The sequence below is a fragment of the Mesorhizobium sp. URHB0026 genome, assembly GCF_054059755.1.
In genome coordinates this window covers 2,597,233-2,620,907 of record NZ_JBSSCN010000001.1, presented here as the reverse complement: position 1 = coordinate 2,620,907, position 23,675 = coordinate 2,597,233, and the positions used below count along the sequence as shown (strand labels likewise).

The following is a 23,675-nucleotide window of genomic DNA, read 5'->3' as shown; positions in this document are numbered from 1 at the left end:
AAGAACTTGAGGCCCCATAACTTCAAGTCAAGTCGATGCCCGAGTCGCGGTCAAGTCGGCGATTGCCTCAGATGCAGCGCCCGCCATCGACCTCCAACGCGACCCCGGTGATGAAAGCGGCCTCGTCCGAGGCCAGCCATAAAGCCGCGTTGGCGATATCGAGCGGGGTCGACAGCCGCCCGAGCGGGATCGAGGCGCGGAACGCCTCGCGGATCTCGGGCGTGTCGGCGCCCATGAATTTCTCCAGCATGCCGGTTTCGCCGGCGACCGGGCAGAGGCAGTTGACGCGGATGTTTTTCGGCGCGAGCTCCACCGCCATCGACTTGGTGGCGGTGATCGCCCAGCCTTTCGAGGCATTGTACCAGGTAAGGCCGGGTCGTGGCCTCAGCCCGGCAGTCGAGGCCGTGGTCAGGATGACGCCACCGCCTTGCCGCTCCATGATCGGCACCACGGCAAGGGCGGCATGATAGATCGCCTTCATGTTGACGGCGGTGATCAAATCGAAGGTCTCCTCATCGACCTCGAGCATGTCACCGTTGCGATGGGTGTAACCGGCGTTGTTGACCATGATGTCGATGTGCCCGAAGGCGCTTTTTGCGGCATAGACCATTTCGTCGAATTCGGAGCGCAACGAAACGTCGGTCTGCGTCCAGATCGCCGCCTCGCCGATCTCATCGGCGACGCGTTTCGCACCCTTGGCGTTGAGATCGGCGATAACGACCCTGGCGCCCTCTTGCGCGAAGCGCTTGGCCATGCCTTCGCCGAAGCCCGATGCCGCCCCGGTGATAATGGCGACCTTGTTTTCCAGACGCATGCTTTCCCCGCTCATCGATATCTTCCCGCGACCAACAAGGCTGCCGACGGCCGTGGCCCACGCCGCGACAGACAAGCGCCCATTTCTCCCTTAGCTTTCGTCACATTCACGTTCTATGCTGCAACTGCGAAAGCTTCCGGAGTCTTCGTTCATCGACAAGCCTCCGGCTGGCGCCAGTGTCAAGCGCACAGGTGGACTCAATCAATATCCAGCGATTGGTCCTCGATGTGACACCATGGCACTGGAAAATTTAAATCGATTAGAATATATCAGCCGCGTACTTGCGACCGGCGTCAAAGCGGACAGACCATGACCAGCCAGATCATTCCCGTCGATCCTTTCGACTTCATCATTTTCGGCGGTACCGGCGACCTGTCGGAACGCAAGCTGCTGCCGTCGCTCTACTATCGCCAGCGCGACCATCAATTCTCCGAGCCGACGCGCATCATCGGGACGTCGCGCTCGAAAATGAGCGACGAGGAGTTCCAAGCCTTCGCCAAGCAGGCGATTTCGGACCATGTCAAGCCGGCCGATATCGATGCCAAGGAGTTGAAGACCTTCCTCGCCCGGCTTTCCTACGTCCCGGCCGATGCAACGAGCGGCGCCGGTTTCGACAAGCTGAAAAAGGCGATCAGCGAAAGCGACCACATCCGCGCCTTCTACCTTGCCGTGGCGCCGGCGCTGTTCGGCGACATCTCGCACAAGCTCAAAGAGCATAACCTGATCACGGCGAATTCGCGCATCGTGCTGGAGAAGCCGATCGGCCGCGATCTTGCCTCGGCGCGGGCGCTCAACGACTTGGTCGGCGACGACTTCCACGAAAGCCAGATTTTCCGCATCGACCATTATCTCGGCAAGGAGACGGTGCAGAACCTGATGGCGCTGCGCTTTGCCAATGCGCTCTACGAGCCGCTGTGGAATTCCGCCCACATCGACCATGTGCAAATCACGGTCGCCGAGACCGTCGGCCTGGAAGACCGCGTCACCTATTATGACAAGGCCGGCGCACTGCGCGACATGGTGCAGAACCACATGCTGCAGCTGCTTTGCCTCGTCGCCATGGAAGCGCCCTCGTCGATGGACGCCGACGCGGTGCGCGACGAGAAGCTCAAGGTGCTGCGGGCGCTGAAGCGCATCAACGGCAACGAGGCGCCGAAGCACACCGTGCGCGGCCAGTACCGCGCCGGCGCCTCGGCCGGGGGACCGGTGAAAGGGTATGTCGAGGAACTCGGCAAGGACAGCAACACCGAAACCTTCGTCGCCATCAAGGCCGAGATCGGCACCTGGCGCTGGGCGGGCGTGCCGTTCTACCTCAGGACCGGCAAGCGGCTGGCGACCCGGGTTTCGGAAATCGTCATCGAGTTCAAGCCGATCCCGCATTCGATCTTCGGCGACAGCGCCGGGCCGATCTTCGCCAACCAACTTGTCATCCGGCTGCAGCCGGATGAAGGCGTCAAGCAGTTCATCATGATCAAGGACCCAGGCCCGGGCGGCATGCGGCTGCGCCAGATCTCGCTCGACATGAGTTTCGCGCAATCGTTCGACGGCCGCGCGCCCGACGCCTACGAACGGCTGATCATGGATGTCATCCGCGGTAACCAGACGCTGTTCATGCGCCGCGACGAGGTGGAAGCCGCCTGGAAATGGATCGACCCGATCCAGAATGCCTGGGAAGGCGCCAAGCAGGAAGCGCAGGGCTATACGGCAGGCACCTGGGGGCCGTCGGCCTCGATAGCGCTGATCGAACGTGACGGGCGGACATGGCACGAGAGCAATTGAACAGCGCCAGCTACAACTGGAACGCTTTTCCCGACCGTTCGCAACTGGCCTCGGCGCTGGCTGGCCGCGTCGCCGATGCCCTGACCAAGGCGATCACCGGGCGCGGCACGGCACTGCTGGCGGTCTCCGGCGGCACGACACCGGCAAAATTCTTTGCCGCGCTCTCCGCGGCGCCGATCGCCTGGGACAAGGTGATCGTGACACTGGTCGACGAACGTTTCGTACCGGCCTCCTCGCCGCGATCCAATGCCGGGCTGGTTGCCGCCAACCTGCTGCAGAACGCGGCCAAGGCGGCCCGCTTCGTTCCGCTCTACCACGAGGCGGTCGGCATCGAGGATGCCGCGGCATCCGATGATGCGGCCCTGCGATCCCTGCCCTGGCCGCTTGATGTCGTGATCCTCGGCATGGGGCCTGACGGCCATACCGCCTCCTTCTTTCCCGATGCCGACGATCTGCCGAAGCTGCTCGATCCCGCCTCTGACAGGATCATCCTGCCGGTTCATGCTGCAAGTGCGGGTGAGCCTCGGCTGACCCTGACCCTGGCGCGGATCATCGACGCCGGCTTCATCGCGCTTCACATCGAGGGCGAGGACAAGCGAACCGCCTTCGACGGTGCGGCCGCGCCAGGGCCGCGAAAGCCGATCCGTGCCGTGCTCGACGCATCGCCCAAGCCCGTGGAGGTTTTCTGGGCGCCCTGATTGCAAGTTTACAAGTGGTCCCGGCAACGGCGGGAGGATGTTTCCGGGACCTCGCCTGAAAGGACCTGATCCCATGACCGCAAAACGCGATATCGAAGCCATCACCGAACGGATACGCCAGCGCTCCAAACCGGGCCGGGAGCGCTACCTCAGCCGTATCGCCGAAGCGTCGAACCAGACCGCCAACCGGTCGGTGCTGTCCTGCGGCAACCTTGCCCATGGCTTTGCGGTCTGCAGCCCCTCGGAAAAGCTGGCGCTCGGCGCCGACAAAGTGCCCAATCTCGGCATCATCACCTCTTACAACGACATGCTGTCGGCGCATCAGCCCTTCGAAACCTTCCCTGCCCTGATCAAGGAGGCCGCGCGCGAGGCGGGCGGCATCGCCCAGGTGGCCGGAGGAGTGCCGGCGATGTGCGACGGCGTGACCCAAGGCCAGCCCGGCATGGAGCTGTCGCTGTTTTCGCGCGACGTGATCGCCATGGCAGCCGCGATCGGCCTGTCGCACAACATGTTCGACGCCGCCGTCTATCTCGGCGTCTGCGACAAGATCGTCCCGGGGCTGGTGATCGCCGCACTGACCTTCGGCCATCTGCCGGCGGTGTTCATTCCTGCCGGCCCGATGACGACAGGCCTGCCCAACGATGAGAAGGCCAAGGTCCGCCAGCTCTATGCCGAGGGCAAGGCAGGACGCGCCGAGCTCTTGGAAGCCGAGTCCAAGTCGTATCACGGGCCGGGCACCTGCACCTTCTACGGGACGGCGAACTCCAATCAGATGCTGATGGAGATCATGGGCCTGCACACGCCGGGCGCGTCCTTCGTCAATCCCGGCACGCCGCTACGCGACGCCTTGACCCGCGAAGCGACGAAACGGGCGTTGGCGATCACCGCGCTCGGCAACGCCTATACGCCGGTCGGGCGGATGATCGACGAACGTTCGTTCGTCAACGGCGTCGTCGGCCTGCATGCCACCGGCGGCTCGACCAACCACACCATCCACCTGATCGCCATGGCGGCCGCCGCCGGCATCGCGCTGACCTGGCAGGATATTTCCGACCTCTCGGAAGCGGTGCCTCTGTTGGCACGGGTCTATCCGAACGGACTTGCCGACGTGAACCATTTCCATGCCGCCGGCGGCCTCGGCTTCCTAATCCGCGAACTGCTCGACGAAGGGGTGCTGCACGAGGATGTGCGGACGGTGTGGGGCGAAGGCCTGCGGCCCTATGCGGTCGAGGCAAAGCTCGGCGCCGATGGCGGTGTGCTGCGCGAGGCTTCGCCGCGCGCAAGCGGCGACGAAAAGGTGCTGGCGCCGTTCAACAAGGCTTTCCAGGCGACGGGCGGCCTGAAGGTGCTGGCGGGCAATCTCGGCCACGCCGTCATCAAGACATCAGCCGTCAAACCGGAGCGGCGTGTCATCGAAGCGCCGGCCAAGGTGTTCGACAGCCAGCAGGGGCTGAACGACGCCTTCAAGGCGGGCACACTCACCGGCGACTTCATCGCCGTCATCCGTTTCCAGGGTCCGAGGGCCAACGGCATGCCGGAACTGCACAAGCTGACCACCGTGCTCGGCATCCTGCAGGATCGCGGCCAGCGCGTGGCGCTGGTCACCGACGGGCGCATGTCGGGCGCCTCCGGCAAGGTGCCGGCGGCAATCCATGTGACGCCGGAAGCGGTCGAGGACGGGCCGATCGCGCGGATCCATGACGGCGACATCATCCGCCTCGACGCCGATGCCGGCACGCTGGAAGTGCTGGTGCCAGGCACCGAATTCGCGCTGCGCCGCACGGCCGAAGTCGATCTAATCGGCAATGAATTCGGCTTCGGACGCGAGTTGTTCGCCGGCTTCCGTCAATTGGTGGGCCGCGCCGATCACGGTGCCAGCGCGTTCGGCACTGCCTGACGCATTCTGTCCGGCATAAAAAAGGGCGGCACGCGGCCGCCCTTTTTGCCGGTCGAAATCGCAATCCTTATTGCAACGTCAGTTCAACCCGCTCTCCGGCCTTCACGGTCACGGCGCCTTCCTTCTTGCTGTTGTCCGACTTCTCCGAAACCACCGCGTAATCGCCCGCCGTTATCGCGGCCTCATACTTCTCGTCATAGGCATAGCCGATCGACTTGCGATTGCCATTGATGTCCTTCTTCGTCTCGAAGATCTCGATCTTGGAGGTGCCGGGCGCCGTGATTGCCAGCACGCCGGCATTCATGGCGACCTTGAGGTCCTGGAATTCGCCGACCTTGACGCTGAAAGGCTGTTCCACGACGGCGAGATCGACCGTCGCGATCAGCACATAGTCATCGGGCGGCAGATCGAACTTGCTGTCGGGGCCATAGGCATAGGTGACCTCGTCGCGGGTCCCATCGATCTTCTTCTTGGCTTTGAGCACCTTGAAGCCGGTGCCTGAACCGTCAGCCTTGTCGCCGCCGGCCACATAGTATGCGTTGGCAACGACATGGCCCACGCCCACGATGATGTCCTTGTCGATCACCCTGCCTGCGGCGAGCGGGATCGTTTCGGTGACCACGCCCTGCCCGATCGTGACGGTCACTTTCTCGTCGCCGGCCGGCAACACGACTTTCGTGTCTCCATAATAGGTCGGAGGGTTGTCGACGCCCGCATAGGCGACCACGACAGAAGCCCCGCTGGCCACATCGGCACCTTGGCTCGGTCGCGGATGCAGGATGAGCGTGCCGGCATTCAAGGTGAACAGCGGCTTGTAGACCTGGCCTGCCTCGATCTTGATCTTCTGCTCCGTCTTGGCCTCGCCGTCGCGCGCGACGACGACGTAGTCGCCCGGTTCCAGATTGGCTTTGTAGTCCCCGTATTCGGTGGTGACGTTGTCGCCGCGCGTGCCGTCTGATTTGGCCTTGTAGACTTCCCAGGCATTGCCTTCGATGACAGCATCGCCGCCCTCGGCCAGCACCACGGTCGGCATGAAATTGAACTCGGACTTGGCCGGCTCGGGCGCTGGCGCGGGAGCGGGGGCTGGTGCTGGCTCGGGCGCCGGTGCCGCGACGGTCTCGACCAGCGCTTCCTGCAGCGCCTTCTCATCGGAAGCCTGGATGTATTTGCCGCCGGTGTTGTCGGCGAGGCAGGCAATCTGCTTGCCTTCGTCGGCGGTCAGGCCGAAGCCGACGACGTCGGCGGTGAAATCGACGCCGGAGGCTTCGAGTTCCTTGCCAAGCGCACAAGGATCGCCGCCGCAGGTTTCGAGCCCATCGGTGATAAGAACGACAGTTGCCTTGTCCTCGGTGTATTTCAGCGCTTCGGCCGCCTGCTTGACGGCTGCCGTCAGCGGCGTCTTGCCGAGAAACTTCATGCTGTCGGCGGCTGCCGAGATGGCGCTTGCCGAGCCAGCCTGGGGCGGCACGATCAGCTGAATGTCGTCGCAGCTGCCTTTTTCGCGATGGCCATAGGCCATGAAGCCGATCTCGTCGTCGGCGGGAACCGATTGAAGCACGGTCCTCAGCGATTCACGGGCAATTTCCAGCTTGGGCTTGCCGTCGATCTGCGCCCACATCGATCCCGACGCGTCGAGGATAATGATGACCTTGTTGGCGGCAAAGCCGAATGTCGTGGCCGACAAAAGGAGGATCGCCGCAGCGACGCTCCGCGCAAGTATCGCCATCGAAATCTCCTGAGTTAGCCACCCCGTCCGCTGGCCGAAGCTATTTGAGCGCGTGCCGGGACACAAGCCACCGCTATCAACGATAGCCCGCTAGGGCCCGTGCGTACCCAATTCAGTATGTCGTGCGGCGCTCTTCCGAGGGCGGGCGGCCAAATTGCAGCCGATAGCTCTGGGCAAAATAGGAATGCGAGGTGAAGCCGGTAGCGATCGCCACGTCGAGGATCGGCATGTTGGTCTGGCGCAGCAATTCGCGTGCCCGCTCCAGCCGCAGCCGCATATAGTAGCGTCCGGGCGTGACGTTGAGATGGCGCAGGAACAACCGCTCCACCTGGCGCACCGAGAGGCCCGCCGACTTGGCGAGTTGTACCGCCGAAAGCGGTTCGTCGAGATGGTCGGCCATCAGTTCTACGATGCGTCGCAACTTCTCCGACTTGCCCGTCAGGTCACGCTCCGGCCCGACGCGCTGGCGGTCTCCAGCGGAGCGGATGCGCTCGTGCTGGAACTGGTTGGCGACGCCATTGGCGAGGTTGGAGCCGAAATCGCCACGCACGATCTCCAGCATCAGATCGATCGAGGTGGTGCCGCCGGCGCAGGTGTAGCGTTTGCGGTCGATCTCGAAGACGTTGCCAGTGCAGTTGATGTCAGGAAAGCGCTCGACGAAGCCGGCGCGGTTTTCCCAATGAATGGTGCAGCGATAGCCTTCGAGCTGGCCGGCCTCGGCCAGCAGGTAGGATCCGACCGACAAGGCACCAAGCGCGTTGCCGCGCCGGCCCCAGCTGCGCAAGGCCGCCAGAACCTTGCTCTTGCCCGGAAATTCCGTCGTCAAGCCGACCGAGACAAAGAGAATATCGACCGGCGGCAGGTCTGCGACGGCGTAGTCGATCTTGAGCGGCAGGCCGTTGGAAGCCATCACCGGATCACCATCGGCCGACACAGTGGTCCAGCCGTAGAAATCGCGGCCGAGCAGGCGGTTCGCCGACCGGAACGTATCGATCGCGGCGGCCAGCGAGAACATGGAAAACTTGTCGACCAGCAGGAAAGCGAACTGCCTGCCGCCTTGAACGGGATCATTCGTGACCGGCCGTTCCGGGGAAATGGTGGGGTTCGGCAAAGTTGCGGCTTTCAGGGTCAACCCGGGCTCAGAAGGAAGGCCGCTTCAATCCGGCCGCAAGGTAGGCCGAAGCTAACGTATTGGCCATCAACATGGCAATGGTCATCGGCCCGACACCGCCGGGCACCGGGGTGATCGCGCCGGCCGCCTTTGCCGCTTCGGCATAGGCGACATCGCCGACGAGACGCGACTTGCCCTCGCCTTTCTCGGGCGCCGGAATGCGGTTGATGCCGACATCGATGACGGTGGCGCCAGGCTTGACCCAGTCACCCCTGATCATCTCGGGCCTGCCGACGGCGGCGACAAGAATGTCGGCCGTGCGGGCAAGCGCAGGCAGGTCCTTGGTGCGGCTATGCGCGATGGTGACGGTGCAGTTGGCGGCAAGCAGCAGATTGGCCATCGGCTTGCCGACGATGTTGGAGCGGCCGACGACGACGGCGTTGAGGCCGGACAGATCCTTGCCGCGCACGCGCTCGATCAAAAGCATCGAGCCGGCGGGCGTGCAGGGAACAAAGGCGGTATCGAGTTCACCGGTGCCGAGCTTGCCGACATTGATGAAATGGAACCCATCGACGTCCTTTTGCGGCGCGATGGCCTGGATGATCTTGCCGGCATCGACATGGGCGGGCAGCGGAAGCTGGACCAGGATGCCGTTGATTTCGGGATCGGCGTTGAGTTCGGCGATGAGCTTGAGCAGCGCCTCTTGGGACGTTTCCGCCGGCAGCGTATGCTGAAGCGAATGAAAGCCGCATTCCTTGGCGGTGCGGGATTTGGAGGCGACATAGACCTGGCTCGCAGGATCCTCCCCGACGATGACCACGGCCAGGCCTGGCTTGGCCTTGCCCTTGGCGACCAGCTCGGCGGTCAGCGCCTTGACTATCCGCACCACGTCTTCGGCAACGCTTTTTCCGTCAATCACTTCGGCCATGCCACCCTCAACATCGTTCCGCCCCACGCCGCTTCGAGAACATAATGCCGCGGCACAGGCAATCTGCAGCGCGGCATTGTCACGAAAATACAAGCTCGCAATCCCGTCAAAGCGCCTTCCCATGCCGTTTACGCGAAACCGGCACGGTTTTGTTCGGCCTCCGCCCCCTATCTGGTGGCTCAGAAGTAGCGGCGACGGGTGCGGTTTTCCGTGAGTTCACGGACCGCTTCGCGGAATTCACGCAGGCTGGCGCGAATCTCTTCGACCGATGCTTGTTCGCCACCCTCCTCGACTTGGATCGGCCCCGCGGGCGGAGCGTCCGAGGGCTGCGTCGGAGCGGGGGGCGGCGGATACGGCATCTGGGCCGCATAGGGTCCCGCCGCCGCTGGAATGGAGGGATGCCCCGCCGGCGACCAGGGCTGCGCCTGAAGATAGCCCAACGGCTGTGCATAGGGAGAGGACGGCGACGGCGGAGCCGGGTACGTTGCCTGTTGCGACATCAGGGGCGAGCGCGAAGGCAAGGTCATCCGCTGCCCATACCCGGCGTCGGCGCCCGGCTGGAAGGGTGACTGCGAATAATCCAGGCCGGCCGCCTGCCGAGGCCCGAAACCGGACTCCGGATGGCCAGGAAATAGCGGAGCGTTGACAGGCCGTCCGTTGTCGGCGAAGGCGGGTAGGCCTAACCCGCGGGAGATGTCGTCGTCGGCTTCGGCCGACGGCTTGCGGGACATGACCTTGCGCAGTCTCGACATGAGTGCGCCGATCCTGCCGGAGCTTTCGGCGCGAGCGGCCTCGGTCCGCGTGACCGGCGGCGGTGGCGCGGGCGGCGGCGGCACAGGCGCTGCCGGCATGGGTGGCTCTGGCGGAGGCTCCGCCCGGAATGGCTGCTCCTCGCGAGGCGCTCTCTGGTCACCCAACTTGCGTTCGTCCACCTTGCGCTCGCGGCGTGAGCGCGAGCTTGCCGTCTCGCGCAGGCTATCATAGGTACCGCGCAGAGCGCCGAGGCCAACGCCGGCGGCAAGGCCAAGCAGCAGGCCGGCGAGCGCCACCAAGGCCCGTGAGGGTCCATTTGGCTCGAGGGGGGCCTGGGCGGGAGTGATCACATTGATGTTGGTCGTGTTGATGCCCGTCTGTTCACCAGTCTCCTTGGCGCGCAAGAGATATTGTTCGTAGACGGAACGCTTGGCGGTGGCCTCACGCTCCAGTTCCCGCAGGGCCACCAGGTCGCTGTTGACGTCGCCGCTTTGGACCTTTGCCTGGGCCAGCCGGGAAGCGAGGTCCTGTTCAAGCTGAACCGCGCGCTTCAAGTCGACCTGCAGCGAAGAGGCGATGCGGCGCAGTTCAGCCGCGATGCGCTCGCGCGCGCCCGCGATCTGGGCGTCGAGGGCCTGGAGTTCTGGATGACGCGGTCCCAGCCGGACCGCGGCACGATCGGCCTCCTGCTTCAGCGTTGCATATTGCGAGCGCAGATCGCTCATGGTGTTGGAGTTGATCTCTTCCGGCAACGTGCCGGTCAGAACGGAATTGACGTCCAGCGAACGCGCCGACGCCGCCCGGGCATTGAGTTCCAGCGTGCGGGCGCGGGCGACCGAGAGCTGCTCGTTGAGCTTCAGCATTTGATCGTCGCTGATCAAATGGCCTTGCGCGTCGACCAGACCATGCGTGGCCCTGAAATCCTCGACCTTGCGCTCGGCCGCCTCGACCCCCTTGCGCAGATCATCGAGCTTGGACGTCAATTCGTTCGTCGCGCGTCCGGCCATGTCGGATTGGTACTTGGCGGCTTCCTGCTGGAAGACGGTCCTCGTCGTGTTGGCAATGAGCGCCGACTTGTCGCCATTCTGGGTTACGGCGCTGACGGAAATGACAAAAGTCTTGCCGCTGCGTTCGACCGACAGGCTCTTGGCCAGATTGCCGACAGCCAGCGCCTGGCGGCGAACCTCATCGACGCCGCCCGGCCCATCGTTGCGTGACACGATCGAGCGGATGAGCGACATGACGCCGAGGCCGCCGGAGCCTTGCCCATTGAATTCCGGATCGTTGACGAGGTTGAGATTCTTGACGACCTGATCGAGAACGGTGCCCGAGGTGAGCATCTTGATCCGGGTTTCGACGACGGCCAGCGCGGCATCGGGCTGGCCTACCGGTTGGGTGAGATCGCGATCGGAGAGCTTCAGGTCACCCGGCTCGATGATCAGTTCGGTCGTGGCTTCGTATTTCTTCGGCATCGACAAGGCGATGGCGACGCCAAGTCCAGCGCCCAGTATCGTGGTCGCAACGATCAGCAGCTTCGACCTGGCAACGCCGCGAACGACCAGCATCGGATCGATCAGCGGCTTCCATTGCTGACTGTCGGTCCCGCCATTGGAGGACGGGTCAGCTCCGCCCGTAGCGCGGGACCCGATTGCCTCATGGGCGCCACCCGTGCCCGAAGATTCCTCCGGGGCGGGCGTTGCTGGCGGCATGTCGGGTTGCAAATCGCCGGTGCCGGTTTCCCCCCGCGAAAGCCAGGCGCCCTCGGATACAAACGGCTGCTCATCGTCCAGGCGAGACCGTTCGGCGTTATCGGCTGCCGACCGAGGCGGGCTCGCCTTCGTCTCGCGACGGGAACGGGCCAGGCGATGGCGCGTGGCGGCATCCTCGCGCCATGAGGGGTCCGCGCGGTCTCCTATCGATACCAGCGAAGCATCCTCCTCGCCACGCACGGCTTCGCCAAGCGCCAGCAAGGAGCGCTCGCGCTTCCAGTCTTCACGGTTTTCCCTGTCGACCATTGTCGTGGAGCTTTACTCTTGGCCGCTTGGCAGCGGCGGTCGGCCATTCGTTAAGCCACGCTAAACAGGCATAGGAAACAAAAGGTTAATTTCCGGGAGACGATCGCGGTAATTCACGTTATGGTTGCAACAATTCTCAACACAGCTGAAAGCTTCAGAACGGCGCGTTAAACTTTCCACCCTATGCATTTTCCTCGACGTATGACTGAGGCCAGCGACATACCGCAAAGGCGGACCTTCGCGCGGATCGGCACCTTCATGGCCGAACGGCGGGGGCTGGCGCGCGACTATTTTTCGGCGATCAGCGGCGCCGGCGGGCGATTGGTGTTTTCACTCGCCTATTTCATCGCGCTCGCCAATACGCTGTCGATCGCAGAGTTCGGCATGTTCGCCACCGCCTCGGCGGCCGGCGTCATGCTGTCGAGACTTCTCGCCTTCGGTTTCATTTCGGCACTCTACCGCACCGCCACCATCCGCCCCAATCTGATCGGCACGTTCACTGCGGGTTTCCTGCTGCTCGGCGCCGCCTCGCTGCCGCTTTTGGGCGTGGCCTCGTTCGGCGTCTACCTGATCTTCTTTGCCGGCACCGTGCCGCTGTCGGTATTCACGGCGATCGTTTTTGCCGAGGCGCTGCTGTGGCGGCCGGTGGAAGTGGCGCTGATCGTCAACAACGGGCTGGGCAAATTCGGCCGTGCAGCCGTACTGGCGATCTTGGCCACCGCACTGCGGGCGCTTGGCGCGGTGTTGTTCATGGTCTCGCCACAGCATGGCATTTGGATGTGGTCGTGGTTCTACATAGGGGCCAACGCCGCCTCGCTGCTTTTGGCTTTCGGCTGGTTCTATCCACGCCAGCGGCTGCGGATGCGCATCGAACTCTATCTGCGGCGCCTCGCCGATTCCATCTATGTGGCCGGCGCGGAGGTGTTGTTCTACCTGCAATCGGAATTCGACAAGCTTCTGGTGCTGGCGATCGGCGGCCCACATCTGGCCGGCATCTATGCCATCATCATGCGGCTCGTCGACCTGACGGCGATCCCCATCCGCACCTTCTCGATGATGCTCGTGCAGCGCATGATGCGTGCGCCGGAGCTGCTGTCGCGCCTTGCGGTAAAGAGCGGCATCGAGGGCGGCGTGTTCCTCGTTTCAACGCTGGCGCTGGCAGCGCTTGGCATCGTGCTGCATTTCTTTCCCAACGCGCTTGGCAGGAATGTTTCCGAGGCCGCACCCCTGGTGGCGTTGGCGATCTGCGTGCCTGGACTGCGCAACCTAGTCGAATACCAGGCCGAGCTTCTTTTCGCGCGCGGCCAGACGCTGGTGCGGGCGCTCAATCTCGGCCTGCTCGCCGCCCTCAAGGCGCTGCTGCTGACCTATGTGCTGACCACCATTTCCGAAACATCTGATCTGGTGCTGTCGCTCAACATCGTCTTCCTGCTCCTCTATCTCGCGTCCATGCTGCTGACCTATTCGGCGCTGCGCAGACCGGCCAAGGCAATCTAGGACAATCAGCGATCAACCCCGATCAGGCGTCGGATCCGGCCGACATCGGTACCGATGAATGACTGCATGCCGATCGCCACCTGCTCTGGCGCCATGCTGGCAACGAAGCGGCGGAACTCGTCGTCCGACAGCGCCTCGCCCGTCCAGTGGACGCGGCAGAATTCTTCCGAACCCTGAACGTGGCCGGCTCCGTCCAGCAGATCGTCGACATAGCGTCCGTAGATCATGCATTCGGAGAATTTGCGGGCCGAGCCGATGACCTCGGCCCAGTCGCGGCCATGGACCTTTTCGATCCGGCCGCACATGGCAAGCACCGTGTCGCGGCGCCAGGCGATCAGCGTCGAGATATAATCATGGACCGATGTCCGGGACGAATCGATGCCAAGTGCCGTTCCGGCATTGCGCGACCACAAGCGATGCTCGTCATGGCCGTCATCGGCGAGCACGCCGTCCCGGCGGAACAAACGCGCCTTGCCATCCCGCCAGAAGGCACCGCAATCGAAGGCCTTCAGGAAAGCGACGTCGGAATCGCAGAAGATCAGCACGTCTTCCCCTGCGTGCGCCGATATGGCGATACGGCGCAGTTGCTGCACGTGCCAGCCACGCAGCGGCTGGGTCTTCAGGCTGAGCCAGACGCGGCGGCGAAACAGGCTGAGCGGATCGTCGAAGGCGCGCAGCCAGCGCGGCAGGAGATCCCGCTCGTCGACGATCGAACGGCGGCTGGTCTCCAACTGGCGGAAAAGCGCAAGATCGCGATGTTCGACCAGAATGTAGTGGTGCGCGGAACCCGAGACATGCCGGTCAAGCGTTTCGCACAGCAGTCGGCAGCGTCCGAAATCCGGGGCGTAGCTTGCCGTCACAACCGCTGCCGTCGGCGTCTTCGGCAACAGGCCTGGGCCGGCCAGCGGGTCTGGGACGAACCGCTTGTTCAACGAAACTCTCCTGGAGCATCCGCGACGCCCTCGGCGCCGCGCGACCATTTCTGTTTGACGACCCGCCACAGGAACAGGGGGTTGCCGACCACGTAGCGGCGCCAGAGCCGGCCGGGCTCGACCGCCAGACGGAACAGCCATTCCAGCCTCACGCGGCGCATCCACAGCGGCGCGCGCGGCACCGAGCCACTCAGGAAATCGAGCAGCGCGCCGACCGCGATCGGCAGCGTGCAATGGCGTTCGTCGATGTGGCGTTCAATCCACAATTCCTGGCGCGGCACGCCCATCGCGACCAGCAGCATATCAGGCCGTAGCTTTGCGATCCGGTCGATGATCTCCGGCTCCTGCGCGGGGGAGAAATAGCCATCGTGAATGACCACGAAGTCGTGCTGCACGGCAAGTGCCGCCAGCTTCACGGACGCCGCCTCGGCGTTGACACGGGTCGCACCGAGCAGGCCCACCGTCAGCGGCCTCTTGGAAGCCTGCAAGAAGGCCGGCACGAAATCGGTGCCGTTGAGATTGTCGGGAAACGGCGCGCCGTAGAGAAGCTTCGCGGCGAGATCGACGCCAATGCCGTCCGGCAGGATGAGGAAATCGTCGAGCGCCTCGGCGAACACCGGGTCGGTGTGGGCGATATTGGCATTGTGGGCGTTGAGGAAACTGACCTTGGTGAAGCGCCGCTCGGCGACCAATCGGTTCAGCAAGGCAATCGCCTCGTCCCAGCGGATCGCCAGCACCGGGATGCCGAGGATTGCCTTCAGGCTGTCAAAGCCGAACGCGGCGCGGGCGGCGTGCATGTTCATGCAAGCACCTCATGCCGCACGGCGCCGATTTTTTCGAGACCGACACGAACCGCGGCGTCGAGCGCCTTGACCTGCCGGCGATGGAAGGTGCTGCCATCGACATCGTGAATGTCGGCCGCGGCGGCCTCCAGGGCCTTGGCGAAGCCGGCCGGATCGTCGGTGACGACGCAATTGTCGGGGCGATGGTCGATGCCGCGCAGCGACCGGCTGGTGGCGACCGAGGGCAGGCCAAGCTCGAAGGTCTCGATGGTCTTCAGCTGCACGCCGCTCCCCGCGGTGCTGATCAGCGGGATGACGGCCGCGCCGCGCACGAAAGCCCTGGCATCCGCGACACGGCCGACAAACTCGACGCCCGGATGCGCGGAGGTGACGCCGGAAGGCATGTGACCCGCTATGCGGATGCGGAAACCAGGCCGCAGATGCGGCACCACCTTGCCCAGGAACCAGTCGAGGCCGATGCGGTTCGGCTGCCAGGTCCAGGTGCCGATCAGGGCAGCGTCGCAGTCGATCGCGCGCCGGCCTTTCCGGGCTGGCGCCGTGGCGCCGGTCACCAGCGGCAGCACCGCCGAACGATCATCCGAGGCGACGCCAAGTGCCACGCGATCCTCCTCGGCCAACGTGAAGACAAAACGCGCGCGGCGGCAGAGGCGCTCTTCAACCAGCTTGAGCAGCCTTGCCTCGCGCCGAAACAGCAGGCGTTGGAAAATGCCGGGGGCGGCAACGGCGTTCTCCCGCGCCGAGAGGTGCTCGACATTGTGGGCGACGAAAATCGAAGGTCGGTCTTCGAAGACCCGTTCGAAAGCGCCGGCAAACTGCACGGAATTCAGCACATAACCATCGAACGGACCGGCTCGTTCGAGGGCGGCCTGAACATCGTGACCGGACACCGCACGCAACTTGACCGACGCGAAGGTCAGGCCTGAAAAAATCGCCTTGCCGACCCAGGCAAGCTTTTGCAGCGGCGAAGCACTTTCGGTGCGCACGTCGACCGCCCCCAGCACCACGGTATTTTCGGGATCGGCCGCGGCTTTCCCGGGCCAGGTGAAGCCGATGACCGTGACGCGCGCGCCAGCGCGCCGCAGGGCGGCGATAATCGCGGCGTTGGCTATCTCGTAGCCCGAGGAGAGAGCACCGTCGGGCACGATCGATGTGGCGAACAGCAGATGCATCTTACCTATCCTGTGTTGTAGCCGGTAGCAAAGCGCGGTGAACCCTTGATTAAACGAGCACGATCAACGCCCCAAATCCCATGTCTGGCGGGCCTCTCCGTGCAAGGTGATTAACGAAACCTTATCATCGTGGTGCTACCAGAACGCGACTCACGACGCGGCTGGACACGGATGATCCCTTTGCCATTGGACGGTTCGGTATCGATCGCGGGACGGTCCCGCCTGCTCGACGTGGAGGCCGTCGAAGCGATCGTCACCTTGCCGACCTTCAAGCGGCCGCGGCAGGTGCTGGAGACACTGGCGTCGCTTCGCGCGCAGCAAACCGACAGGTGCTTTGCCGTCATTGTCATCGAGAACGAGGCCGAGGCGCGGGAGGGCGCCAAGGCGGTGCTGCCGCTGTTCGAGCGCGGCGAGATACCGGGCATGGTCATCATCGCGCATGAGCGCGGCAATTGCAGCGCCTACAATGCCGGCTGGCGGACGGCGATCCTGCAGTTCCCGTACTTCAAGCACCTGCTGGTCATCGACGATGACGAGATCGCCGATCCGCAATGGCTGGAGCGGATGTGCCACGCCGCCGAAACGCTCGGCGCCGATGTCGTCGGCGGCCCGCAGATGCCCGTTTTTGCCGAACCCGCCCATGCCAAATGGGCCGAGCATCCCGTCTTCGCGCCCCCCTACCGGGAGACGGGACGAGTGCCCGCGCTCTATTCGTCCGGCAATCTTCTGGTCGGGCGCAACGTGCTGACCGCGATGGGGCCGCCGTTCCTCGATCTCAGATTCAATTTCATGGGCGGCGGCGATTCCGACTTTCTCAGCCGGTCGGCGCAACGCGGCTTCGTGCTGGGCTGGTGCGCCGAAGCCAAGGTGCGGGAGACCGTTCCGGCCCGGCGCGTCGAGACCGACTGGATCCGCGCCCGCAGCCTGCGCAACGGTGTCATCTCGACACTGGTGGAAAAGAAGAGGCGCGCCGGCATGCCGTTCGCCGGCGCCAAGGTATTCGCCAGAAGCCTGGCGCTGCTTGCCGCCTCGCCGTTTCGCGGCATCGTGCGGCTGGCGCGCACGGGATCCCCGGCGGTGGCCATCTACCCCATCCATGTGGCGCTCGGCCGCGTGCTGGCCGAATTCGGATACGCCAATGAGCAATACCGCCAGCCTGAGAAGAACTGAGCGCGCCCCGCTCAGCGCCGCGTTCACGCGCGCGGGTGTGGCGACCGCGATCGCCGCGCTGCTGTTCACCGTCATCATGGTGTCCTTCCGCCCGTTCCAGCCGGCCGGCGCCGAACTCATCGGCGAAGGGGGCGACATCGTCAATCAGCTCGGCTTCGGCTCGCTCGGCGGGATTTCGATCTTCGCTCTGATGGCCTTCGCCGATCCGCGCGTCGTGCGCTCGCTGCTCAGCCCGTCCTGGATACTGATGCTGGGCTTTTTCTTCCTGTCGGTGGTGCTGGCGACCGATCCGCCCTCGGCAATGCGCGCGGCGTCCTTCACCATGATCGGCATCCTGACGATGGCAACGATCCTGGCGCTACCCCGCGACGCCGAGTCCTTCTCCAGGGTCATCATCTTCACCGCGGTCGTGGTCATGGGCCTGTCCTATCTCGGCCTGATCGTCTTTCCGCACGAGGCGATGCACACGGCTGACTCGCAGGAGCCCGAACATGCCGGCCTGTGGCGCGGCGTGTTCACCCACAAGAACATCGCCGGCCCGATCATGGCCTGCTTCAGCTTCGCCGGGCTTTATCTCTACCGACGCGGCCAGCGCTGGTGGGGCGCGGGTATCTTCTGCGCGGCGATGATCTTCATGCTGCACACCGGCTCCAAGACCACCGCCGGGCTGGTGCCGTTCTCGATCCTGATCGTGATGTTTCCGAGCCTGATGGGCATGCGGCTCGGTACGCCGATCCTGTTCATGCTGGCGATCATTGCCACGGCGGTCGGCACGCTGGGCATCGTCTTCCTGTCGCCGGTGAAGCATCTGGCGGCCATCTACTTCCCCGACCTCACCTATACCGGCCGGACGACGCTGTGGGAGTTCGCCGGCTCGATGCTGGCGAAGAAGCCGTGGACCGGCTACGGTTATGAGAGCTTCTGGGGCACGCCGCTGCTGCTCAACCAGGACCAACCCTTCGATCGCCCGTGGGACATCAGGACCATCGTGCACGGCCATGACGGCTATCTCGACATCGCGGTGCTGATGGGCATCCCTGCCCTTTGCGTAGCGGTCTACACTTTCCTCATCGCACCATTGCGCGACTATATGCGCATTCCGCCGCGCAAGGAGAACATCTATCTCGGCGATTTCTTCATGATGGTGGTGCTGTTCACCGCACTCAACGCCTTTCTCGAGAGCTTCTTCTTCCATCGCGGCGATCCGGTCTGGCTGTTCTTCGTGCTCGGCGTGCTGGGCCTGAGGCAAGTGTCGTTGCGACCGATCGCGGTGCGCACGCCTGTTCAGCGGTCCTGAGAGGGCTTCCCCACCGATACGCGAGCGTCTATGTCATGGCCTTTCCTCGGAGGGCTCTCGATGACGATCAGGCTTGTTCTCGCCGGTTGCGGCAATATGGGTTACGCCATGCTCTCGGGCTGGCTGAAGTCCGGCAAGCTTGCACCCTCGGCGGTTTTCGTGGTCGAGCCCAATGCCGAGCTGCGCGATCGCGCAGTGGCGCTTGGCTGCGGCGCGGCAGCGGATGCCGGAGCTATTCCGGCGGATGCCGTGCCCGATCTGGTCGTCATCGCGGTGAAACCTCAGGTGATCCGCGACGTCACCGCCGCCTACAAGCGTTTCGGCGACGGACGCACTACTTTCGTAAGCATTGCCGCCGGCACGCCGTCCGCCACCTTCGAGGGCATCCTCGGCAACCGTGCCCCCGTTGTGCGATGCATGCCCAACACGCCGGCGGCCATCGGCAAAGGCATGATGGTGGTGTTTTCCAATCCCCTGGTTTCCGCCGACGCCAAGCGCTTCGTCGCCGACCTCCTGTCGGCCAGCGGCGAAGTGGCCACTATCGACGACGAGGGCCTTATGGATGCGGTGACCGCCGTGTCCGGATCGGGTCCGGCCTATATCTTCCATTTCATCGAGGCGCTGACGGTGGCCGCCGAGAAGGCCGGCCTGCCGGCGGCGACCGCCAGGCTGCTCGCCATGCAGACCGTCTACGGCGCCGCATCGCTCGCCGCCGAAAGCCGCGAGGACCCGGCCGTGCTGCGCAAGCAGGTGACCAGCCCCAACGGCACCACGGCGGCGGCGCTTGGCGTGCTGATGGACGAAGACCGGCTGACCAATCTGCTCACCGAGGCGGTGGACGCGGCGCGGCTGCGGTCGATCGAACTAGGGAAATAGAGCAGACTCCCTAGGCCAGATCGGTATGCGAGAAAGTCGTTGCCTTTGTAGAGCAGAGCAGAGCCGCGGCTCTTTGCGCATGCATAGGACAGGCAATCGGCCAGGTTGAGTTGGGCGCGATGTCCGCGTCCTCTTCCATAGTCTGAAAAGCTTGGACCGCGAGCTTGGCGTCGCGGGCGTCGATGGGAACGATTTCGATTTCGCACTCGCGCAGAAAAGCCTCTATCGCCACTTCAGCGACACAGCAACTCGACGGCCAGCATAGTTGAAAGCCGCATAGCCGCCTCGAGCACCACCAGCGCGGAAGTAATCTTGCGAGGTGCTACCGAGATGCGGTTGCTCCACTCGCCAGCATCTCCTTTTAGCGAAAGAATTGCGACGACCGCCGAGGTGTCGACAAACATCAGGAGTGGCCCCACATCTCATCGATCTCATCCTTGTGTACGGGCCGGGCCGCCCTGGCCAGCTCTGGCTTTGAGTTCATCGGCGATGGCAGCCAGCCGCCGCGCCAACGGAGCGCGTCCATTTACCCGTTTCAGTTCGGACTCAAGAGCTTCGATCACCGCCTCGGTCATCGAAATCTTGCGTTTGGCGGCGAGCCGCTGTGCCAGTTCACGTGCACGCGGGTCCCTGATCTGGAGGTTCATTGATCGATCCTCAACGTCATCTGCCATTACAATATGGCGCAACTGTCATGACAGCGCCACAACGGGCTTGTTTCCGTACAGCATCTCGTCTTGCAGGCGGCGCAGCGCGAACAGACTGGTCGTCCGGTCTGGCGTTGCATTGTCGGCGGTCAGCAGTTCGCCTTTCCTGACCGGCTTCAGCACCTTGCCGCCCTCGAGCAAGCCGACCGGCACGGCGCGCTGGGCACGCGCGTCGCCGACGGTCATGGTCCAGGAGCGATAGCAGGCCTCGCCGATCGCATCGAAGATTTCGCCGGCGGCGAGATCGCGCTTGGCGACGGCGCAGACCTCGGCAACCGGCCGCGGCAGCGGGACCATGTCGGGCTTGCCGAACAGCACGATGCGAGCGGCGGTCAGCGGCACTTCCAGTGACGTCAAATGGTACGGCCGGAACAGGCTGTAATAGGGACCGCGGCCGATATGCAGGTCGTCCATGCGTTCGACGATGCGCGGATGCGTCGCCTCGACGATGACGAAGACACCGGGCGCCACACCCTTGCCGATGGTGTAGTCGACGACGCCTTTTTTCAGCAGGAGGCCACCATCCTCGCGCGGGATCAGCACCTTGACGAGATCATCGCTGTCGGCCTTGGGACCATGCATGCCGGGCACGTCGGGCACCAGCCCGGTGGCGTTGGCGATGGCGCACATCTCGACCATGGTCTTGGAGCCGTCGACGAACTCGACCAGCATGCGCGGGTTCATGTTGCGGCGGGTCGCTTCCTCGCGATAGTCGTCGGGCACGGCATCGTGGTTGAGCGGGTTGTTCTTGCCCTTGCCGGCCGAGACGATGGTAAGGCCGAGTGCGGACGCGAACTCGATCAGTTCCATGCAACTCGACGGCTCGTCGCCGGCGCCGACCGAATAAACCACGCCAAGCCGGTCGGCCTGCTGCTTGAGGTAACAGCCGATGGTGACGTCGGCCTCGACATTCATCATCACCAGGTGCTTGCCGTGCTCCACGCCATCAGGTCGAAATCGGCGGCGACGCCTGGCTTGCCAGTGGCGTCTATGACGACGTCGATCAATGGGTTGGTGACCAGCAGCTCGTTCGAGGTGATGGCTATTTTTCCATCCTCGATGGCCGCGGTGACTTTCGACGCGGTGTCGGCTTCGACCGCCATCGCTTCGTCACCGTAGGCGATGCGGATGGCGTCACGCGCGGTGTGCGGGCGCCGGGTCGAGACGGCGCAAACCGCAATGCCGGGCATCAGCATGCCTTGCGTGACCAGGTCAGTGCCCATTTCGCCTGAGCCGATGACGCCTATGCGTACCGGGCGGCCCTCGGCGGCACGTCTGGCGAGATCGCGGGCAAGCCCGGTCAAGGCGACATTGGTCATGCGGGATGTCCACAGCTTCTTGGTTTGGAGGCGAATTAGCAGGGACCGGTCCCCTGTGCCAACAAAACCGCTCGCGACCGGCGATTTCCAACGAAAATGACGCGAAACAAGCGTCTTAGCCTTGGTCGATTGGCCCAAAGGCCTGCCAATTGACATTGTTGCGAACAGTCTCAATCCTTCGGCGTTCCCGGCATTTCGGTGCCGCATCTCGCCTCGGCGCAATCCTGCCGATCGCCACATCCTGAACTGGGTCATGGACCGCGTTCCGCATCAACAGCAACACCGAATCATCGAGCGCAAGTAGGTCGCTGACAATGCGGCCTTCGGTGGGCTCGGCTCAGACCACTCTGACGTAACTCGTCATGCCCGATTTCTGGTGCTCGATGATGTGGCAATGCAGCAGCCAGTCGCCGGGATTGTCGGCGACGAAGCCAAGGCTCACCTTCTCATTGGACTGGATGAGATAGGTGTCCGAAATCAACGGCCGCACCGGCCGCGTCGAGGATGACAAAACCTTGAAGCTCATGCCGTGCAAATGCATCGGATGCGATTGCGGCGTCAGGTTCTCCATGTCGATGACATAGCTCCTGCCGAGCTTCAGCTCGGCCAGCGGCGCGGTTGGATCGGGCGTATCGCCCGGCCACGGCACCTTGTTGATCGCCCAGAAACTGTAGCCGAGCGAACCGCAGATGCTGTCGCTCGGAACGTTCTGCGCCGTGGCGCTGAGCGACAGGGAGATATGCTGGGCCGAGCCGAGATCCACTTCCGCCACCGGATTCACTTCCAGCGGGGCAACGTCGCGAACGTCCCGCTTGAGCGAGTTGCCCGTCGCGCGCAGCGTCGCCATCACCTTGGGCTTGGTGCCCCTGACGTCTCGCAGGCTGGCGATCGCGCCCTCATCGTCGGGCATGCGGATGGCGAGTTCCATGCGTTGTCCCGGTCCAAGCAGCAAGGCATCGGGCGCAAAGCGCTCCGGCACCGGATTGCCGTCCAGCGCCATTACGATCGCTTCGGCGCCGTCGACCCGAAACGCATGGATGCGGGTGACATCGGTAATGGCGAGGCGTAGCCGCACCAGCCCGCCGGCGGGAGCGTCATATTGCGGCTGATCGAGCCAGTTGGCGGTACGCACCGTGCCGTAGGTGCCGGTTCTCGCCGCATCGCGCGGCCGGAACTGATCGATGAACTGGCCGTCGTCGCCAAGGCGCCAGTCGCGCAGGTTGAGGACAAATTCGGCGTCGAATTTCGGATCGTTCGGGTTTTCAACCACGATCACGCCGGTCAGGCCGTGCCCCATCTGCTCCAGCGTGTTGCAGTGCGGGTGATACCAGAAGGTGCCGGCGTCGGGCGGCGTGAAGGCATAGTCGAAATGATCGCCGGTGTAGACGTAAGGCTGCACTAGGAAGGGCACGCCATCCATCTTGTTCGGCAGGCGAATGCCGTGCCAGTGGATGGTCGTCGGATCATCGATGGCGTTGACGAGGCGCGCGGCGAAGGGTTCGCCCTTTTTCATCCTGAGCACCGGCGGCATTCCCGCGTTGCCGTACGTCAGCACATTGTTGGTCTGGCCGACATCGATGAGCTTCGCCTGGATTTTCGCCGTCCGCAGCATCACTGGGTCAGGCGTGGCCGCGGCCCAGCCGCCAATCCTGCCCATGGCGGCAAGCCCGAGCCCGCTCACGCCGGCAAACGCTGCCGTTTTCAGAAGTCCGCGGCGTGTAAATACGGTCATGTCGCACTCCAACGGAAAAGCTGACTGCCCTCCGCATCTTTGCCGTAATAGCCGCACAGGCATGCGTTTGCCAACGACGCCGCGCAGCCCTCCTCGCCTGTCAAGTGCAACGCGGCCGGCAGGGCTGTACTCATTCCGGTCGATGGCGGCTGGTCGGTGGCCTTGCGGCGGGTCTATGTCTGATCCACGCTTGCCAGGAAGCGGGCGAAGATCGGGTTGAAGCGGTCCGAAGAATCCCAGAACGGCGCATGGCCCGATTTGTCGAGCAGATGCGCCTTGCCTTCCCACAGGTTGGAAAACTTGACCGCTGAGACAAAATCGGTGTTCACGAAAGGCTCGTCGACCAGGCGGACAGGCAGCAGTCCGACAAACCATCATGTCGAAGAACAGCATCTTGGTTAACGAATCGTGTCATGCCGAGCATGCGTTCGACCGATGAGGGCGCGCCACCG

At 63.9% G+C, this 23,675-nt stretch carries 19 protein-coding genes and 1 pseudogene; 7 read left to right on the top strand and 13 right to left on the bottom strand.

The window, feature by feature from the left end:
• Positions 1-67: 67 nt before the first annotated feature.
• On the bottom strand, positions 68-814 hold the full coding sequence (locus tag ACVWWD_RS12940; RefSeq protein WP_031241153.1) for an SDR family oxidoreductase: 747 nt from the start codon (positions 812-814) through the stop codon (positions 68-70).
• Positions 815-1,123: 309 nt separating this feature from the next.
• On the opposite strand from ACVWWD_RS12940, the gene zwf reads away from it, so the two are divergent.
• The 3 genes from zwf to edd all read left to right on the top strand — a co-directional run bounded on the left by zwf (position 1,124) and on the right by edd (position 5,188).
• Complete coding sequence (zwf, locus tag ACVWWD_RS12935) at positions 1,124-2,593, top strand: glucose-6-phosphate dehydrogenase (protein ID WP_352550205.1); 1,470 nt, start codon at positions 1,124-1,126, stop codon at positions 2,591-2,593.
• Entirely contained in the window at positions 2,575-3,291 is a 717-nt protein-coding gene (pgl, locus tag ACVWWD_RS12930; RefSeq protein WP_352550206.1) for a 6-phosphogluconolactonase, read from the top strand. Before zwf ends, pgl begins: the two co-directional genes overlap by 19 nt.
• Before the next feature lie 73 nt (positions 3,292-3,364).
• On the top strand, positions 3,365-5,188 hold the full coding sequence (gene edd / locus ACVWWD_RS12925; protein ID WP_352550207.1) for a phosphogluconate dehydratase: 1,824 nt from the start codon (positions 3,365-3,367) through the stop codon (positions 5,186-5,188).
• Positions 5,189-5,255: 67 nt separating this feature from the next.
• On the opposite strand, the gene ACVWWD_RS12920 is transcribed toward edd, so the two are convergent.
• The 4 genes from ACVWWD_RS12920 to ACVWWD_RS12905 form a co-directional block, all read right to left on the bottom strand.
• Positions 5,256-6,914, bottom strand: a complete 1,659-nt coding sequence (locus ACVWWD_RS12920) for a vWA domain-containing protein (RefSeq protein WP_457103103.1) — start codon at positions 6,912-6,914, stop codon at positions 5,256-5,258.
• 112 nt (positions 6,915-7,026) lie between these two features.
• Positions 7,027-8,025 (bottom strand): GlxA family transcriptional regulator, encoded by a 999-nt coding sequence (locus ACVWWD_RS12915; protein WP_032922464.1) that lies wholly within the window; start codon positions 8,023-8,025, stop codon positions 7,027-7,029.
• Positions 8,026-8,053: 28 nt separating this feature from the next.
• Positions 8,054-8,953: a bifunctional methylenetetrahydrofolate dehydrogenase/methenyltetrahydrofolate cyclohydrolase FolD gene (gene folD / locus ACVWWD_RS12910; RefSeq protein ID WP_352550209.1), complete on the bottom strand. Its 900-nt coding sequence runs from the start codon at positions 8,951-8,953 to the stop codon at positions 8,054-8,056.
• 179 nt (positions 8,954-9,132) lie between these two features.
• Positions 9,133-11,721: a GumC family protein gene (locus ACVWWD_RS12905; RefSeq protein ID WP_352550210.1), complete on the bottom strand. Its 2,589-nt coding sequence runs from the start codon at positions 11,719-11,721 to the stop codon at positions 9,133-9,135.
• Positions 11,722-11,922: 201 nt separating this feature from the next.
• On the opposite strand from ACVWWD_RS12905, the gene ACVWWD_RS12900 reads away from it, so the two are divergent.
• Positions 11,923-13,218, top strand: coding sequence for a lipopolysaccharide biosynthesis protein (locus ACVWWD_RS12900; RefSeq protein ID WP_352550211.1), 1,296 nt, complete (start codon positions 11,923-11,925; stop codon positions 13,216-13,218).
• Between the two features lie 5 nt (positions 13,219-13,223).
• Here ACVWWD_RS12900 and ACVWWD_RS12895 read toward each other — a convergent pair whose 3' ends face one another.
• The 3 genes from ACVWWD_RS12895 to ACVWWD_RS12885 are packed head-to-tail and all read right to left on the bottom strand — an operon-like array spanning position 13,224 to position 16,122.
• Complete coding sequence (locus ACVWWD_RS12895) at positions 13,224-14,150, bottom strand: DUF6492 family protein (RefSeq protein ID WP_352550212.1); 927 nt, start codon at positions 14,148-14,150, stop codon at positions 13,224-13,226.
• On the bottom strand, positions 14,147-14,953 hold the full coding sequence (locus ACVWWD_RS12890) for a WecB/TagA/CpsF family glycosyltransferase (RefSeq protein ID WP_352550213.1): 807 nt from the start codon (positions 14,951-14,953) through the stop codon (positions 14,147-14,149). Before ACVWWD_RS12890 ends, ACVWWD_RS12895 begins: the two co-directional genes overlap by 4 nt.
• Positions 14,950-16,122 carry a glycosyltransferase family 4 protein gene (locus ACVWWD_RS12885; protein ID WP_352550214.1) on the bottom strand — a complete coding sequence of 391 codons (1,173 nt, stop codon included), beginning with the start codon at positions 16,120-16,122 and terminating at the stop codon, positions 14,950-14,952. Before ACVWWD_RS12885 ends, ACVWWD_RS12890 begins: the two co-directional genes overlap by 4 nt.
• A gap of 171 nt (positions 16,123-16,293) precedes the next feature.
• Here ACVWWD_RS12885 and ACVWWD_RS12880 point away from each other — a divergent pair, with 171 nt between their 5' ends.
• From ACVWWD_RS12880 to proC, 3 genes are read left to right on the top strand one after another with little or no spacing between them, the layout of a single operon-like run.
• Positions 16,294-17,292 (top strand): glycosyltransferase family 2 protein, encoded by a 999-nt coding sequence (locus ACVWWD_RS12880; RefSeq protein ID WP_457103102.1) that lies wholly within the window; start codon positions 16,294-16,296, stop codon positions 17,290-17,292.
• On the top strand, positions 17,261-18,589 hold the full coding sequence (locus ACVWWD_RS12875; RefSeq protein ID WP_352550216.1) for an O-antigen ligase family protein: 1,329 nt from the start codon (positions 17,261-17,263) through the stop codon (positions 18,587-18,589). The genes ACVWWD_RS12880 and ACVWWD_RS12875 overlap by 32 nt, the downstream gene beginning before the upstream one ends.
• Positions 18,590-18,649: 60 nt before the next feature.
• Entirely contained in the window at positions 18,650-19,465 is an 816-nt protein-coding gene (gene proC / locus ACVWWD_RS12870; protein ID WP_352550217.1) for a pyrroline-5-carboxylate reductase, read from the top strand.
• Between the two features lie 233 nt (positions 19,466-19,698).
• Here the strand turns inward: proC and ACVWWD_RS12865 are convergent, their stop codons facing one another.
• The 5 genes and pseudogenes from ACVWWD_RS12865 to ACVWWD_RS12845 all read right to left on the bottom strand — a co-directional run bounded on the left by ACVWWD_RS12865 (position 19,699) and on the right by ACVWWD_RS12845 (position 23,552).
• Positions 19,699-19,869: a type II toxin-antitoxin system VapC family toxin gene (locus ACVWWD_RS12865; RefSeq protein WP_352550218.1), complete on the bottom strand. Its 171-nt coding sequence runs from the start codon at positions 19,867-19,869 to the stop codon at positions 19,699-19,701.
• 27 nt (positions 19,870-19,896) lie between these two features.
• Positions 19,897-20,112, bottom strand: coding sequence for a type II toxin-antitoxin system VapB family antitoxin (locus tag ACVWWD_RS12860; RefSeq protein ID WP_352550219.1), 216 nt, complete (start codon positions 20,110-20,112; stop codon positions 19,897-19,899).
• Positions 20,113-20,157: 45 nt separating this feature from the next.
• Positions 20,158-21,491: pseudogene (locus ACVWWD_RS12855) on the bottom strand (NAD(P)H-dependent oxidoreductase).
• Positions 21,492-21,828: 337 nt separating this feature from the next.
• Complete coding sequence (locus ACVWWD_RS12850) at positions 21,829-23,223, bottom strand: multicopper oxidase family protein (protein ID WP_352550220.1); 1,395 nt, start codon at positions 23,221-23,223, stop codon at positions 21,829-21,831.
• 173 nt (positions 23,224-23,396) lie between these two features.
• Positions 23,397-23,552 (bottom strand): hypothetical protein, encoded by a 156-nt coding sequence (locus tag ACVWWD_RS12845; protein WP_352550221.1) that lies wholly within the window; start codon positions 23,550-23,552, stop codon positions 23,397-23,399.
• Between the last annotated feature and the right edge of the window lie 123 nt (positions 23,553-23,675).